The 15,943-nt window shown below is 71.4% G+C and carries 13 protein-coding genes; 5 read left to right on the top strand and 8 right to left on the bottom strand.

The features are described 5' to 3' along the window. Positions 1-53: 53 nt before the first annotated feature. On the top strand, positions 54-1,034 hold the full coding sequence (locus ACFPZ3_RS08680; RefSeq protein ID WP_379513451.1) for a zinc-binding dehydrogenase: 981 nt from the start codon (positions 54-56) through the stop codon (positions 1,032-1,034). 60 nt (positions 1,035-1,094) lie between these two features. On the opposite strand, the gene ACFPZ3_RS08675 is transcribed toward ACFPZ3_RS08680, so the two are convergent. The 7 genes from ACFPZ3_RS08675 to ACFPZ3_RS08645 all read right to left on the bottom strand — a co-directional run bounded on the left by ACFPZ3_RS08675 (position 1,095) and on the right by ACFPZ3_RS08645 (position 9,556). After that, on the bottom strand, positions 1,095-2,294 hold the full coding sequence (locus ACFPZ3_RS08675; protein WP_379513450.1) for an amidohydrolase family protein: 1,200 nt from the start codon (positions 2,292-2,294) through the stop codon (positions 1,095-1,097). A 136-nt stretch (positions 2,295-2,430) separates the two neighbouring features. Then, positions 2,431-5,328, bottom strand: coding sequence for a M36 family metallopeptidase (locus ACFPZ3_RS08670; protein WP_379513449.1), 2,898 nt, complete (start codon positions 5,326-5,328; stop codon positions 2,431-2,433). 272 nt (positions 5,329-5,600) lie between these two features. Continuing rightward, positions 5,601-6,440, bottom strand: a complete 840-nt coding sequence (locus ACFPZ3_RS08665; protein ID WP_379513448.1) for an ARPP-1 family domain-containing protein — start codon at positions 6,438-6,440, stop codon at positions 5,601-5,603. Between the two features lie 108 nt (positions 6,441-6,548). Continuing rightward, complete coding sequence (locus ACFPZ3_RS08660; protein ID WP_379513447.1) at positions 6,549-7,895, bottom strand: vWA domain-containing protein; 1,347 nt, start codon at positions 7,893-7,895, stop codon at positions 6,549-6,551. 83 nt (positions 7,896-7,978) lie between these two features. Beyond that, a complete protein-coding gene (locus ACFPZ3_RS08655; protein WP_379513446.1) occupies positions 7,979-8,479 on the bottom strand; it encodes an NADPH-dependent FMN reductase in 501 nt (166 codons plus the stop codon). Positions 8,480-8,607: 128 nt separating this feature from the next. Continuing rightward, positions 8,608-8,778: a hypothetical protein gene (locus ACFPZ3_RS08650; protein ID WP_379513445.1), complete on the bottom strand. Its 171-nt coding sequence runs from the start codon at positions 8,776-8,778 to the stop codon at positions 8,608-8,610. Beyond that, entirely contained in the window at positions 8,771-9,556 is a 786-nt protein-coding gene (locus ACFPZ3_RS08645) for an ABC transporter ATP-binding protein (protein WP_379513444.1), read from the bottom strand. The genes ACFPZ3_RS08650 and ACFPZ3_RS08645 overlap by 8 nt, the downstream gene beginning before the upstream one ends. A gap of 114 nt (positions 9,557-9,670) precedes the next feature. Here ACFPZ3_RS08645 and ACFPZ3_RS08640 point away from each other — a divergent pair, with 114 nt between their 5' ends. Further along, positions 9,671-10,003, top strand: a complete 333-nt coding sequence (locus ACFPZ3_RS08640) for a putative quinol monooxygenase (protein WP_379513443.1) — start codon at positions 9,671-9,673, stop codon at positions 10,001-10,003. A gap of 1 nt (position 10,004) precedes the next feature. Here the strand turns inward: ACFPZ3_RS08640 and ACFPZ3_RS08635 are convergent, their stop codons facing one another. Next, positions 10,005-12,875, bottom strand: coding sequence for a beta-galactosidase (locus tag ACFPZ3_RS08635; RefSeq protein ID WP_379513442.1), 2,871 nt, complete (start codon positions 12,873-12,875; stop codon positions 10,005-10,007). Positions 12,876-13,112: 237 nt separating this feature from the next. Here ACFPZ3_RS08635 and ACFPZ3_RS08630 point away from each other — a divergent pair, with 237 nt between their 5' ends. The 3 genes from ACFPZ3_RS08630 to ACFPZ3_RS08620 are packed head-to-tail and all read left to right on the top strand — an operon-like array spanning position 13,113 to position 15,930. Beyond that, complete coding sequence (locus tag ACFPZ3_RS08630; RefSeq protein WP_379513441.1) at positions 13,113-14,348, top strand: ROK family transcriptional regulator; 1,236 nt, start codon at positions 13,113-13,115, stop codon at positions 14,346-14,348. Then, entirely contained in the window at positions 14,345-15,154 is an 810-nt protein-coding gene (locus ACFPZ3_RS08625) for an ABC transporter permease (protein WP_379513440.1), read from the top strand. Before ACFPZ3_RS08630 ends, ACFPZ3_RS08625 begins: the two co-directional genes overlap by 4 nt. Further along, entirely contained in the window at positions 15,151-15,930 is a 780-nt protein-coding gene (locus ACFPZ3_RS08620) for an ABC transporter ATP-binding protein (protein WP_379513439.1), read from the top strand. Before ACFPZ3_RS08625 ends, ACFPZ3_RS08620 begins: the two co-directional genes overlap by 4 nt. Positions 15,931-15,943 lie beyond the last annotated feature (13 nt).

Here is a 15,943-nt window from a genome sequence, read left to right as displayed (position 1 = left end):
CGGAAGTGCCTTGGATACTGGAGGAGTGACGGACGGACAGGGGGAGTCCACGGATGCGAGTAGTGCGAGTGACACGGTTCGGCGGTCCTGAGGTCCTGGTGGCCGGGGAGGCTCCGGATCCCGTCGCCGAGGCCGGGCAGGTCGTGGTGGGGGTCGAGGTGGCGGAGATCAACTTTGTGGAGACGCAGTTGCGGCGCGGGATCAGCCCCGGCCCGCCGCTGCCGGAGCCGCCCTACGTGCCGGGCGTCGGGGTCGCGGGGCGGGTCGTCTCGGTGGGAGAGGGCGTCGACCCCGCCTGGGTCGGCCGGCGGGTGGTGACGCGTACCGCCTCCGGGCAGGGCGGCAACGCGGAACTGGCCGTCGCCGAGGAGCGGCAGCTCGTCGCGGTGCCGGAGAAACTCGGTCTGCGGGAGGCGGCGGCGCTGTTGAACGAGGGCAGCACGGCGATCGGCCTGATCGAGCGGGCCGACATCCGCGAGGGTGACTGGGTGCTGGTCGAGGCGGCCGCCGGCGGGCTGGGCAGCGTGCTGGTGCAACTCGTGCGGGCCTCGGGCGGGCGGGTCGTCGCCGCCGTGGGAAGCGAGCCGAAGGCGGTGCTGGCCCGGCGGCTGGGGGCCGAGGCGGTGGTGGACTACGCGCGGGACGGCTGGGCCGGCCTCGTACGGAAGGAGACCGGCGGGAACGGGCCCGATGTGGTCTTCGACGGGGTCGGCGGGCTCATCGGCCGGGCGGCGTTCGAGGTCACCGCGCGCGGCGGCGTTTTCTCCATCCACGGCGGCTCCAGCGGCGCCGCCACGGTGATCGACCCGGCGGAGGCCGAACGACGTGGCGTGCGCGTGCTCGGGCTCGAACAGCTCCTCAGCCTGGGAAACCCCGCCGGCGTGCGGCAACGCGCCGAACAGGCGCTGAGGGCCGCCGCGGCGGGGCACATCAGGCCGATCATCGGCCGTACGTTCCCCCTGGAGCAAGCCGCCGACGCCCACAAGGCCATGGAGGCACGGGAGGTACCCGGCAAAACCCTCCTGACGGTCTGACGCCCCCGGACCCCGGGCAGGCCGCGACACGCGGAACGGCCGGGAATCCGGGCGCCTCGGTCACCGCTCCCCCTGCCGTACCCCGCCCCGCCACACGTCGGCGATGGCGCGGCTGGCGGTGATGTCCATAGTCGGGTCCCCGTCCACGAGCAGCAGGTCGGCGCGGAGCCCGGCCGCGATCCGCCCTCGGTCCGCGAGCCCGAAGGAGCGCGCCACGAGGCTGGTGGCGGCGGTGAGAGCCTGCTCAGGCGTCAGCCCCGCCTCGGTCAGGAGCAGCAGCTCGTGGTGCAGGCCCGCCCCGTGAACAGGCCCGAACGGCGTCGCGTCCGTACCGGCCAGCACCGGCACGCCCGCCCGCAGCAGCGCCAGCGCCGAGCCGGAGGCGTTGACCACCCCGGCCGAGTGCATGGGGATGTCGGTGATCGTGCGGTTGAACGTGGCCTTCGCCCGCTCCGACAGCCGCCCGGCGGTACGAGGGTCGCGCAGCAGCTCGGTGCCTCCGGGGTCGCCGGTGACCGCCTCGATGTAGGTGATCGTGCTGACCACGAACGCGTCGTAGGAGGCGATCCTGGCCGCCATGGCCTCGGCCTCCTCCTCGGCCACGTCGGAATAGAGGTGCGCCAGGCCGTCGGCGCCCGCGTCCAGCGCGATCAGCGCCTCCCTGGCGGTCACCGTGTGGGCGATGACCTTGAGCCCGGCGGCGTGCCCGGCCTCCACCAGGACGGCGGCGAGCTCCGGCGTCAGGGCGGGCAGGTTCATGCCCGAGGATCCCCCGTCGTCGATGCCGATCTTGAGGTAGTCCACGCCCTCCGCCAGCCGCGCCTCCACGAACGCCTTGGCCTGTCCGGAGTCGCCGACCGTGTCGAGGCCCCTGTCGCTGCCGAGGGCCTTGAGGACGTCGGGGGTCATGATCTGGGTCGGGTGCCCGCCGGGCGCGGTGGCGATCATCCCGGAGCTGCGCAGGTCGGCCACGTCGTCCCGCTCGGCGGCCAGGCGGCGCTGGGTGGCGAGGATGGACGGCAGGTTGTTCATGTCGAGTTCCGTGGTGACGCCGAAGGTCAGCGCGTCCGCCAGGTCCCCGTCGAAGGCGTGCGCGTGGGCGTCGATCAGGCCGGGCAGCAGGGTCCTGCCCGTGCCGTCCACCACGACGTCCGCGGGAGCGCCGGGCTCCGCGATGCGGTCGCCGTCGATGAGGACGTCGGCGCTGGGCGTGGTCCGCTCGCCGTCGAAGACGCGGACGTTACGGATCAGAGTACGCATGTCTCTCCCATGTAGTTTGATGTCGAACTAACTCGAAGCCTACTACTTCCACGCAAGATAGTACGACGTCTAACTAGACCCTACGACAAAACCCGCACCCCGCCAAGAGAGGCGGAGTGCGGGCCGGTGGATCGGGTCAGTGCGAGAACGCCTGGAACTCGGCCGCCCTGACGAATTCCCGCTGCGGGCCGGCCGTGGCGCAGTCCGTCGCGGAGTTCGGATCGTTGTCCTGCTCACCGGCGTACAACGGGTTGCCGGTGCACTGCGTCGTGAGCGTGCGCAACATCAGGTGCGTGGCACTCGTGTCCCGCACGTCGAAGGACTTGACGAGCATGTCCGCGCCCCGGGGCCGCGGCAGCTCCGACTCGAACGCGTTCGCCCTGCTGGTGTAGATCTTCCTGAAGCTCGCCGGGTCGGCGCAGTTCGCGCTGCAGGCCAGCACCTCGAAGGAGCGCAGGCTGGAGAAGCGGTTCTGCGTGCCCGGGTCGGCCGCGTCGGTGCCGGGGCGCAACATCGGGCTCACCTGGACCCTGCGGATCTTGACCGGCTCGTCGCCCGCCAGGTCCACGACGACCGACTTGCCGGCCGGCGCGCCGGCGCGTGAGGCCCAGTTCGTGGCCTCGGTGTCGTCGATCAGCTTGGCCTGGTTGACGCCGTCGCCCGTCGCCGTCGCCCCGTTGGCCGCCGAGGCCTGGTTGCGGGACAACGCCAGCGGGAGCGGCAGCCTGACGCCCGGGAGAACCGCGTACTTCAGCCGCTGGTGGCCGAAGCCGGCGCCGGCGACGATGAAGTCGTACACGCCGGGGGTCATCTCGACGGTGTCGCCGAGCGGAGTGGCCGGGTCGGTGTCGGCGACGGGGACCACGCGGGCCTCGTAGTCGCCCACGTACAACCGCAGCGCCGCGCCCTTGGCCTCGCCCAGGGGCTTGAGCTGGATCGAGCCGTTCCTGCCCGACGGGTTGACGAAGCTCGGCGTCGGGTCGGGATCGTTCGGCCCGGTGCTGGCCGCGGCCCCGCCCAGGCCGTGCTCGGCGAACGCGCGCCACATGATGTCCTGGTTCGCGCCGCCGAAGCGGATGGCGTCGGCCGCCAGCAGGGCGTCCCGGTGGTCGACGTAGTCCACCGCGCCGGAGGCCATCAGCAGCAGGGCGTCGAACGAGACCTGCGCCCAGCGCCGGTTGCCCGGGCACTTGTCGACCGCCGTCCTGCCGTCCGCGCACGCCCTCTGCTGCTTGGCCGTGCCCTGGCCGTACCGCTTGACGAAGGCCGCCCGCACGTCGAACTGCGTGGCCGACCAGATCTCCCCGTCCGCGTGCGTCTGCACGCCGACGATGTCGTAGGCGATGTCGCTGTAGTTGAGCGGCGACTTCGACATGTCGTAGTTCCTGATGCCGCGCGCCTTGTCGCCGGTGACGTAGCCACCGATGACGTACGGGGTCTGGCCGGAGGGGCGGAAGCCGTACTCGAAGAGTTGCTCCATGGCGAACAGGTCGGAGGTCGACTCGTTCATGGCTCCGGCCTGCGCACCGCTCCATCCGGCGGTCGGGCCGCCGATCATGCGGCCGGAGATGGCGTGGGTGTACTCGTGCCCGATGACCGACATGTCGTAGTCGCCATCCACGCACGGCGCGTAGAACGAGCCGGCGATCGGCTGCCACAGGTACATGTTGGTGATCGGCGCGACCCCGTCGGGGCCGGTGATCTGGTTGGCGTTGTCGCGTACGGACAGGACCCGCGCCCCGGCCTGCGCGTTGCCCTGCTCGGGGTCGTTGCCGAGCCCGCCGCGGTCTCCGTTGTCCCGCTGCATGTTCCAGGCGGTCTCGGTGAAGCCGAGCCGGTAGGACCAGTCGTGCATGCGGTTGTGCATGGCGTTCAGGTTCGCCATGGCGGCCTCAAGGTCGGCCTCGCCGGGCTGGTCGAACGTGGCGGGGTCGCACTTGGCCTCGTACCAGGTGTTCTGCCAGGGGTAGGTGTAGTTCCTGATCGGCGTGAGCACGTTGGAGCGGGTGCCGACCGAGAACGCGTCGCCGTTGGCCCGGTTCTCGAAGGTCCTGGCCGAGTTGCCGAGGCTGGTGTCGGTGGGGGTGTTCGTCGCGTGGTCCACGTCCCACGCCTTGCCCGTGCCCGGCTCGCCGCCGGTCACGTAGTCGCAGCCGGCGCCGGGCGCGAAGCACCAGGTCTGGCGGATGTCCTTGGAGGAGTAGTCGTCGCGCGGGTTCGACGGGAAGGTGGACCAGCGCGGGTTCTCGGGGTCGAGGTGGTCGACCAGGTTCTCCCTGGTCAGGATGGCGCCGCTGACCGCGTCCACGTGCGTGGTGTAGCCGGCCTCCGCGCCCTGCGCGCCGCCGATCAGCACCACCTGGTACGCGCTGTGCACCCCGTCGGGTGCGGGCACCGCCACCGGCGTGGCCTGCTTGGTGGCCGCCTTGGCCAGGTCGATGCCGCCGTCCCTGGCCGCGATCTCCAGGGCCTGCTCGGCGGTGATCGCGGCGGCCGGGGGCGCCTGCGTCTCGCGCGACAGCGTGGAGGTCACGTGCCTGATCTGCCCGCCGGACACGCCGACCGCGACCAGGCCGTCGATCCCGGCCGGCAGGTCGCCGAAGCGCTGGCGCAGCAGCACCGCGTGGCCCGCGCCGATGGGGTTGACCGCGACCGTCTCCAGCGCGTCCACCGACGCGGCCGGCAGGCCGAAGGTGGTCTCGTTGTTCTTGAGGTAGTCCCGTGCGGCCTGCACGGGATCGGAGCTCAGGCCCTCGGCCAGCGGTTCCGCGCTGACGACTGAGGCCGGGGTGCCGAGAGCGTTCCAACGGATCTCCGCGGCGGGACCGGCGCTGCGCCGGTTCGCCCCCGCGGGGGGCGGTACCCGCCCCTGACGGTTGTCCACGTCGGGTTTGCCGTGGATCTCTGCCTGGAAATCGTGGATCTCCGGGGCCTGCCCGCCGGGTTCGCCCCGGGCCGCCCCCGCGAGAGGTAGGACCGTCACGGTGGCCGCGACGACGATGAGTGCGCTGCGTAACCAGGACTTGCTAGACACGTTTCCCTCCTGCGTGTCAGGGATGCACAGATTGCGCGCATCTCCGCAAGAGGTAACACCACTCCCTTTGCCTGACAAGATCTTGTAAATCTAGAAATATCGGCGTATAGGAGGTTGAAAAGTGCGGGACAGGTGGCCGGCGCCTCGACGAACCTGAGAAGTCGCTTTCATGAGCGGCCGTTCCCTTACATGGAATGAGGGTTTGTCCGCCGCGCCCGGCACAGTTCCCGCACTGATCATTCAACCGACACCCCAGGGGCATCGCAACCGATTTACCGGCCGGCGAAAATCGAGGCGTACACCGGCCGCCCGTGCTCGGTGACCACCTGCCCCGCCAGCCCGTCGCCGGTGAGCGTGGACAGCCGCAGGTCGAGGTAGCGCTCCTCCTCGACCAGCCGCACGTCGCCGACCGGTGCCGGCATCCAGGAGGCCACCTCGGCCAGCCGCGCCGCCCGGTCGCGGACCAGCTCGGCCCGCAGCTCGGCCAGGCTCGCCACGTCGTACGGCTCCGCGCCCGCCGGCTCCGGCTCGGCGTGCCAGGCGGCGACCCCGTACGCGAAGCAGACCAGGGCCATCCACAACTCGCCGAAGTACACCGGGTCGGGCGCCAGCTCCAGCCCCGCGAACCGGTCACCGACGAAGAACAGCGCCCCGAGCTGCCCCGGCATCAGCTCCAGCCGGCTCTGGAACTGGGTCAGCGTGGCCCGCTTGCGCGACAGGATCTGCTCCAGGTGACCCCGGGACGGCAGCCCGTACGCGCTGTTGAGCTCGCTGATGTCCGGCCAGAGCTTGGCGTAGTCCTGGCGCCCGCGCAGCCGCAGCGCGGCGGCCCGCAGCTCGACCGGCAGCACGAAGAACCACTGGTCGCGGCCCTCCAGGTAGCCACCCTGAGCGGCCTGGACGCAGCAGGCGTCGTCGAAGCGCCTGCTCTGCCCGGCGCCCATCAGCGCCGAGGAGCACAGGGCGTGGTTCTGCGCCGCGTCCTGGATGTAGCCGATGTGCAGCGGCACGATCGCCACGCCCTCGGAGGCGGCGTTGGACAGCTCCACCTGGCCGTAGCCGACGACCCGCTTGAGCTTGAGCCCGGAGCGGGGGCGGCACGATGCCGGCACGTTCTGGCCCGTACACCGGCACCATCGTCAGCGCTCCCGCGCGCTGCGGGGTGCCCGCCCGGTGGCGAGCGAGGTCGAGCTGCGCGGGCAGGAGCGTGTTCAGGCTGGTCATGTCCGTCCTCCTTCCAGACGGTCGAGCATGGTCGTGCGGATCCAGCCGAGGCCGGGCCCGCAGTGGGCGAACATCCACGGCAGCAGCCCGGCGAAGTCGTCCTGGTGCCAGAACGACTGCCGCGGCAGCTCAGGCGCCGGGTCGCGCAGGGTCAGGTCGTCGCCCCTGGTGAAGGCCGCCAGGCACACCACGACGGGCGTGGTGACGCCGGCGCGCGGCAGCGTGGCCGCCACCCTGGCCAGGTCGCCCGGCAGGTGGTTCTCGTAGCCGTCGGTGACGACCACCACCAGGTCGGGGTGGGTGCCGACCGCGTCGAGCAGCCCGCTCGCCAGGTCGGCGGAGCCCGACGGCGCCTGCTCCCTGCCGCCGGTCTCGATCACCGTGAGCCGGTCGCAGACCTGCTCCAGGACCAGGCGCAGGGCCGCGGCCTGGGACATGACGGCCCACTCGCGCTCGCCGTACCCGCGCATGGAGGCCGAGGTGTCCAGCACCATGGCCACGCTCGCGTCCAGGCGCGCCAGCCCGCGCGTCGCCCGCGCCACGTATCCGGCCAGCGCCGGGCGCAGCTCGGCGACCGGCCCGCCCCGGTAGAGGTGCACCAGCGTCGCGGCGATGTCGCCCCGGATGGTGGGCGTGACGATCGGCGGGTGCTCCCTGAGCGGGTCGAGCGGCGCGGGCGGCTCCTGCGGGGCCGTCGCGCCGTACGTGCCGGGCGCGTAGAGCGCGCGGACCCGCTCGACCGCCGTGGCCGGGTCGGAGGTGAACCTGAGCAGGCTCCTGCGCAGGTAGGCCGAGCCGGTGTCGCCCTCGGCGACCAGGCGGGCGCGACCGCGCTCGGCGACCAGGCGGGCGCGACCGCCCTCGGCGATCAGGCGGGCGCAACCGCGCGCGGTCGCCTTGCCGAGCGCGTGCTCGAAGCAGTCGACCAGGGCGGGACGGCGCGCCTCGATCAGCGCGTCCGCCTCCGGGTGCTCCAGGACGAAGGCGACCATGGCCCGGGTGACGTGCTTGTGGTTGGCGCGCAGCCGCCGCAGCGCGAGCAGGGCGGTGAGCGCGTACGCCGGCGGCAGGCCGAACATGAGCGCTCTGGTGATCTTGGCCAGGGTGGCGCGGGTCCGGTCGTCCAGGCCGTCCTGGGCGGCGGCCAGGATCCGCAGCAGCACGCGGGCGCGCTGCCACGGGAGCACACCGGGCACCAGCGCGAGCAGCGCGTATCCCTCGGGGTCGCTCAGCCAGGCGCTCCGGTGGAACTCCGCGTCGTCCCAGACCGGCTCGCCGCCCCTGGCCAGTGCCAGTGGTACGTCATGCGTCCGGAAATGCAGGAGAAGAGGTTGGATGTCCACGTTAAAGAAGTTTAGGAATTACCTCCGTGAAATCCCACCGATTTTCTCCCGCGACGATTCCCGGAATTTCGCCGGACGGAAAGTCAGCCGACGGCCAATTGCGGGGAGACCCTGTCCGCCCAGGTCGCCAGCACCGCGTCCAGACGGGACAATTCGGATTCCAGCACCGCCAGGCCGGGTGTGGGCACGCTCGCGCCCAGCTCCACCAGCAGCGGGCGCAGGTGCACCTCGACCGCCAGCGCGTGTTTTGCATCCCCCATGACCAGCAGCGGCAGCGCCGACTTGCCCGCCAGCGCCTGGGACGGCAGTCGGTCGAGGAACGCCTTGAGCAGCCCCGTGTAGGTGCCCTTGTAGGTCGGGCTGGCCACCACCAGCACGCTCGACTCCGCCACCAGCTCCAGCGCCACCTCCACGCCGGAGGACGCGCCGGGGGCCAGCAGGTGCGGGCCGAGCGCCGACAGGTCCACCACCTCGTGCGACTCCCCCGAGCCGAGCCGTTTGCCGATCGCGCGGGCCGCCTCGACGGCCACGGTCAGCGTCCTGGAGCCCTCACGCGGATTCCCGACCAGGGCGACGATGCTCATCGGGCCACCGCCGTCACGCCGCACGCCCAGCCGAAGGCGCTCATCGGGCCACCGCCGTCACGCCGCACGCCCAGCCGAAGGCGCTCATCGGGCCACCGCCGTCACGCCGCGCGCCCAGCCGAAGGCGCTCATCGGGCCACCGCCGTCACGCCGCGCGCCCAGCCGAAGGCGCGCTCCTTCCAGGTCGGCACGCGGCCGGGTTCGATGTCCATGGTCGTGAAGTCCTCCTCCGCCTCGTCGTCCGGCAGGTCGTACCAGTGCAGGTCGCCCTCATGCTCCTCCGATGCCCGTTCAGCCATGAGAGGCCGCCACCTTCCGCTCCATCTCGCGCGCCGCCACGACCTCGTCGCGCAGCAGACTCCACACGTGCCGCCGATGCGCCGGATCGACCCGGCGCTCGTCCTGCACGCCCACGTCCACGATCTTCTTTATCCGCCCCGGGGCCGCCGTCATCACCGCGACACGCTGTCCCAGACAGACGGCCTCGTCGATGTCGTGCGTGATGAAGACTACGGTCTTGCCGCTCTCCCGCCAGATTCGTACGAACCGCTCCTGCAGCCACTCGCGTGTCCGTGTGTCGAGCCCCGCGAACGGCTCGTCCATGAGCAGCACCCCGGGATCGAAGGCGAGACTGCGGGCGAGGGCCACGAGCTGTCGCCTGCCGACCGACAGCTCGTGCGGGTAACGCTCCGCGTACCCGGACAGGCCCACGAGCTCCAGCAGCTCGCGGGCCCGCTCCCGCCTCGGCGCCCCCTTGGCCTCCAGTCCGAACTCCACGTTCGCCTGGGCTGTGCGCCAGGGGAACAGGGCGTACTGCTGGACGACGATGCCCCGGTCGAAGGCGGGACCGGTGACCGGCGCGCCGTCGATGAGGACCTCGCCACCGCTCGGCAGGGTGAGGCCGGCGAAGAGGGCGAGAATGGTGGACTTGCCACAGCCGCTGGGGCCGACGAGCGTGAGCAGTTCACCCTGCCGCACGTCGAGGTCGACCCCGGACAGCGCCGTGAACGGCTCGGCGTCGTCGGCCTGGAACGTCTTGGTGACGTTCCTGAGGCTGAGGTGCAGGCCCTGGCTCATGCGTACGAAGCTACGAGCCGCCGGCGCTAATGTCAACATTTCCTACATGAGATATAGAGAATCCCTCGCCGATAGTCTCGTGCCGTAGCGCCGACGATCGATCGAGGGAGTCTGATGATCTTCATTACCGCGAAGTTCCGCGTCCTGCCCGAGCACGCCGACCGCTGGCCGGAGATCACCGCCGAGTTCACCGCGGCCACCCGCGCCGAGCCCGGCTGCCTGTGGTTCGACTGGTCGCGCAGCCTCGACGACCCGGCCGAATACGTCCTGGTGGAGGCGTTCAGGGACGGCGAGGCGGGGGCGGCGCACGTCGGGTCGGCCCACTTCAAGCAGGCCCGGCAGACGTTGCCGCCCTATCTCCTCGAGACGCCCCGCATCGTGAACGCCACCGTCGCCCAGGACGACTGGTCCGAACTGGGCGAGATGGCCGTCCCGCCGCGCGGCTGACTCAGCGGGTGCTTCTGAGGTTGCCGTAGGCGAACAGGCTGAGCGGGCCCGGCCCCGCCGTCGGCCGCTCAGCTGTCACGGCCAGGGCCAGCGTGTTGTTCCCGTGCTCGTCCAGGAGCCCGGCCGGCAGCGAGAACTCACGCTGCGGGCCGATGTCGCCGCCGTACTGGCCGACGTTCCAGCCGTTGAGGAAGATCAGCACCCGGTACGCCGGTGACGGGTCGCCGCTGAAGCGCAGCCCGATCGGCACGTCCTGGCCCTTGGGGAGGTCGAGGCGGAACGTGGTGCGCTGCCAGGTGACGCCGGGGGCGAGAGCGGTCGGGGCCTTCCAGGATTTATCCGGATATGTCGGCAGATGCCAGCCGGTGCGTTCGCCGTACAGGCCGCCGGTGCTGAGCGGGCCGCGTACCTTGTCCTGTCCCGCGGTGCCCTGGATCTTCCAGGCGATCGGGGTCGCGCCGACGGAGGCGGCCACCAGGCCGCGTGGTTGCTTGAAGCGCAGGTCGTCGGCGATCCAGTCGTCGTTGTGGCCCATGTTGGCGACCAGGACGGAGATCACGTTGTCCTTCCCCGCCTTGAGCAGGCCCGCGGGGATGTCGAAGTGGCCGGGGCCCGGGTCGGGGTTGGGCGGGGTCGCCTGGTCGCCGGAGTCGGCCTGCACGCCGCCGGCGGCCGAGCCGAGGTAGCGGCCGTTCAGCCAGACCAGGTAGTCGCCGCGCAGACCGGTGATGGCGTTCAGGTCGACGCGGGTCTCGGAGCCGGTGGCGGTGAAGTGGCCGCGGTACCAGAGGTTGCCGTAGTGGTAGCCGTAGTCGTCGGCGTACAAGACGGGCAGGGTCCTGGGCGGGTGCGGGCTGTTCGTCGTGGTGTGGTCGGCGACCGTCCAGCGGGAGTCGTCGAAGCCGGGCGCGGCCTCAGGGGCCTCCGCATGAGCCCGCCAGCCGGTCAGCTCGGGCAGCCTCACCGGGGCCGGGGCGCGGGTGACGCCGGTCAGTGAGCCGCTCGCGGTAGGCGTGACGCGGACCTCCTCCTCGCCGCTCGTGTCCCGCTCTTGTGCCGCGACCCGGGCGGTGTCCTGGCCGATGCGCAGACGCCTGACCGACGGCGGCGCGAACACCTCCACCTCCGCCGCCACCGTGTCGGCCGACAGGCGCACGGTGTCACCGTTCACGGCCGCCGAGCGGACCAGCTCGGTACCACGTACCAGCACCGGACCCGTCGGCGTCGAGGCGCGCCAGAACCGGCCCGCCTCTTCGTCCGTGCCGATCAGGAGCAGCAGCGGCCGTCGCCCGCCGCCCGTCACCAGCACCCTCGCCAGCCCCTCATGCGCGTAGTCGAGCCGCAGGTCGCCCCCGCTGTACGCGGCCCGCACCGCCCCTTCGAGCACCTTGACCGAGGGCTGGGAGGCGTAGCGCAGGACCGTGGCCCCGGGCGAGCCCGCGGTGCCGTACAGGACGGCCACGTCGCGGCCGCCGATGGCGGCGTGGGTCAGGAGCTCGGAGGTGGAGGCGGCCAGGCGCTGGCCGCCCAGGTCGTAGCCGGCGACCAGGACGTGCGCGTCACGGCCCTTGACCTGCGCCGGGAGCCGGTAGTGGCCGTCGGGGGCGGCCCAGTCGAGAGTGGTCCCGTCCGTGCCGGTGGCGGCCCTGTCGGTGTGCCGGAGCAGGACGAACTGGGTGCCGGTGTCGGGGTTCGCGCGAGCCGTCGTGCTCAGGGCGGCGGTGCCGGAGGTGGCCGGGGAGGCGATCGCGTCGGTCTTGGCCAGCGGGGCCACGGACTCCAGGAAGTAGCCCTGGCGCTTGAACTCGTCGTACTTGGGCGTCAGTTGCCTGGCCTCGGTGATCGCGGCGCCGTAGTCGTAGGAGGTGTAGACGTCGTTGGGCTGGGCCAGCCAGCCCCAGTTCGTGCCGCCGTAGCCCATGTAGTAGGAGAACATGGTGGCGCCGGTCTGGATCAGGTTGTTCTTGTAGAAATACTTCATGTAGGCCGGGCCGGTGAGCTCGCGGCACTTGTCGTAGCCGACGTTGCCCAGGTCGATGGCCCCGGCCTGATACTCGGCGGCGAAGACGGGGATGTCGTCGCGCAACTTCTCGGTCAGCCCCTCGCCCCACGGACCCCAGACATCCGGGGTGGCGCACTCGAAGGACTGCGGGTAGTCGTCCACGCCGGGGAGTTGCACCGCGCCGGGCCCGCTGGCCCAGGTCGAGCTCCAGCTCCCGGCGTCGCAGCAGTCGTTGGTGGTGATCGGCACGTCGATGCCGTCGGCTCTGGCCTGGTCCTGGAGGTCCTGCATGTACGCGGCGTCGGTGTTGACCTGGTACTCGTTCTCGACGTTGTAAAGGAGCACCGGCCCGCCCTCGGAGACCTGGTGCCTGGCGATGATCGGGTTGATCCGGTGCAGCCACTCCCGGTAGGCGGCCTGGTATCCGGGCTCGCTGCTGCGCGCCCGTCCCGGCACGGTCTTCAGCCAGGCGGGGAAGCCGCCGCCGGTGGTCTCGGCGTTGATGTAGGGCCCCGGCCGCGCGATCACGTACAGGCCGGCCTGCCGCGCGGCGCGCAGGAGCCGGTCCACGTCGCGGACGCCGGTGAAGTCGTACACACCGGGCGCCGGCGAGTGGTAGGCCCACGAGAAGTAGAGCGAGACGGCGTTGAACCCGGCCGCCCTGAACTTCTCGAACACATCCGGCCACAACTCGGGGCTCGGCAGCCTGAAGTAGTGGAACTCCGCCGACTGCAGGACGATCCGGCGGCCGTCCACCGTCAGCGAGTACTTGTCGTAGGTGACCTCGCCCCCGGTCAGGGCGTGCCCGGGCACGACCAGGGTGGCGCAGGTCAGGAGCATGGCCAGGAGCACCGAGAGCAAGCGCCTCATGGTCGCCTTCCAGGGGGTGGACTCGGAACGCACGCGCCTCTTTAATTTGGCGACCATCCAAACAAAAGTCAACGGCCACACCGCGAAACCGCCGGGGACGCCCGTTACGGGAACGTTACAAGCCTCGCGAACCCCCTCATGCAGGCGTTCTCCCAGCTCACAGCCCCGATTTCAGGACGGTAATGTTTTTTTCCGGGTTATTGACGAAAAAGCCCGTGCGTCGGCAGACTCTCCGTCATGTCACAACCCCGCGGCCCCCTGTCGCAACTCCGGCGCGGGCACGAAGAGCTCGTGCTGGGGCTGCTGCGCAAGCACGGGCCCCTCAGCCGGGGCGAGCTGGGCAAACACTGCGGGCTGTCCCGCACCACCCTCTACGACATCCTCGCAGAGCTGGTGGCGGACGGCGCCGTCGTCACGGCCACCTCGCAGGACACGCCCCGCGGCCGCGGCAGGCCGGCCGAGACGCTGACCCTCAACCCGGACGCCGGCCAGGCGATCGGCATCGACTTCGCCCGCCGCGGGCTGCACGTCGCGGCCGTCAACCTGGCGCACGAGGTCATCGGCGCGGCCAGCGAGCCGCACGACGCCGACCTGCCGTGGGAGCAGCGGGTCGAGCTGGCCGGGCGGCTCGTCGGCTCCCTCACCGGGATCGGCTCCGGCGCGGCCCTGCGGCTGGGCGCCCTTGAGGCGGTCGGCGTCGGAGTCGTCGGCCCAGTGGGCGGGCAGGTGGGTGGGCAGGCCCAGGACGAGGACGAGGATGCGCCGCATCCCGTACAGGTGCTGCTGCGCGAGCGGTTCGGCGTCCCGGTCCTGCTCGACAACAACACCCGGCTGGCCGCGCTGGGCGAGGCCATCTGGGGCGCCGCCGCCGGCGACCAGGACGTGCTGTACCTGCGCCTGTCCCACGGCGTCGGCGGCGGGCTCGTGGTCGGCGGATCGTTGCACCGCGGCGCGTACGGCATGTCCGGCGAGTTCGGCCACATCACGGTCGAGCCCGGCGGCGCCCGCTGCGACTGCGGCGGCACCGGCTGCCTGGAGACCGTCGCCTCGATCAGGGCCGTGCTCGACGCCTACCGCGCCGCGGGCGGCCGGGCCGCGGACGTGCCCGAGCTGGTCAAGGCCGTCAGGTCGGGCGAGGAGACCGCCCTGGGCCTGCTGAGCGGCGTCGGCGCCAGGATCGGTGAGACGCTCGCGGCCGTGTGCAACGCGATCGGCCCCAGCGTGATCGTGATCGGCGGCGAGCTGGTCGAGACCGGCGCCGCGCTGTCGGAGCCGATCGAACGGGCCCTGCACGAGCACGTCATCCCCGTCTCCAGGCACCGGGTGAGCCTGCGCTCCGCCACGCTCGGCGAGGTCGCGGGCGCCCTCGGCGGCATCGCCCTGGTGCTCCATGAATCCCCACTGCTTTCTCGCTATCCGGCCGGTCCGGACCTCGCGGAGGACCTTTCCATGACCCCATCGAGGCACCCATGACCCAGCTCACCGCGCTGGGCAAGTCGTCGGCGGCCCCGGCCGTGCGACGCGCCCCCAAGCGCTCGCGGCGCGCGCTCGCGCTCAACCTGATCGCGGTCGTCATCGGCCTCGCCATCTGGACGCTGCTGGCCACGATCGGCGTGCAGGGCCTGCCGGGACCGCTCGAGGTGGCGGCCAAGGCGGGCGAGCTGATCTCCGACGGCACGCTGCTGTTCGACTCCCTGGCCAGCCTGCGCAGGGTCCTGCTCGGCTTCCTGCTCGGCACGCTGCTGGCCATCCCGATCGGCTTCCTGATGGGCTGGTACGCCACCGCGCGCGGCCTGCTGGAGCCGTACGTGCAGTTCTTCCGCACGATTCCCCCGCTGGCGATCATCCCGCTGGCCATCGTGCTCCTGGGCATCGGCGAGGTGCCGAAGATCTTCGTGATCTTCCTGGCGTCGTTCCTGTCGAGCGTCGTGGCCACGTTCCAGGGCGTGGTGGACGTGGACAAGACGCTGATCAACGCCGCCCGCGTGCTCGGCGCCTCGGACCGGACCATCTTCCTCAAGGTCGTGGTGCCGGCCTCGACGCCGTTCATCCTGGTCGGGATGCGGGTCGGGCTCGGCTCGGCCTGGGGCACGCTGGTCGCCGCCGAGCTGATCGCCGCCCAGGAGGGCCTGGGCTTCCGGATGCAGCAGGCCCAGCTCTACTACGACCTGTCCACGATCTTCGTGGGCCTGATCGCCATCGGCGTGCTCGGTCTGCTGATGGACCGGCTGCTGCTGCTGGCCGAGCGCCACCTCACCGACTGGCAGGAGCGCCGATGAACAACAAGATCTCCTTCAGGGACGTGGTCAAGACCTACCCGATGAAGGACGAGACCTTCACCGCGCTGGACCACGTGTCGCTGGACATCGACGACCGCGAGTTCGTCACGGTCGTCGGCCCGTCGGGCTGCGGCAAGAGCACGCTGATGAGCATGGCCGCCGGGCTGGTCGAGCCCACCGGGGGCGAGGTGCTGGTGGACGGCAAGCCGGTCACCGGGCCTGGCCCCGACCGTGGGGTGATCTTCCAGCAGTACGCGTTGTTCCCGTGGCTGACCGTGCGCAAGAACGTGGAGTTCGGGCTGAAGCTCATGGATCTGCCGGCCGGGGAGCGCAGGAGCCGGGCCCAGCGGGCGATCGAGCTGGTCGGGCTGTCCGACTTCGCCGACGCGCTGCCCAAGACGTTGTCAGGCGGCATGAAGCAGCGCTGCGCGATCGCCCGCGCGTACGCGGTGAACCCGCAGGTCCTGCTCATGGACGAGCCGTTCGGCGCCCTCGACGCGCTGACCCGCGTGCAACTGCAGGACCAGCTCCTCGACACCTGGAGCCAGGAGCAGCGCACGGTCATGTTCATCACGCACGACGTGGACGAGGCCGTCTACCTGGCCAGGCGGGTGGTCGTGATGGCCGCCAGGCCGGGCCGCGTCCAGCAGATCATCGACGTCGACCTGCCCTACCCGAGGACCGAGGAGATGCGGCTGTCGCCCGAGTTCGGGCGGATCCGTAACGAGGTCTGGCACGCCGTGTACCACCAGGCACCCGCCGCGTCGGCGGCCTGAACCCCCAGAAAGG

Source organism: Nonomuraea insulae (genome assembly GCF_042656245.1).
Note: the sequence above shows the minus strand (reverse complement) of the source record. Positions and strands in the feature narration are given on the sequence as shown.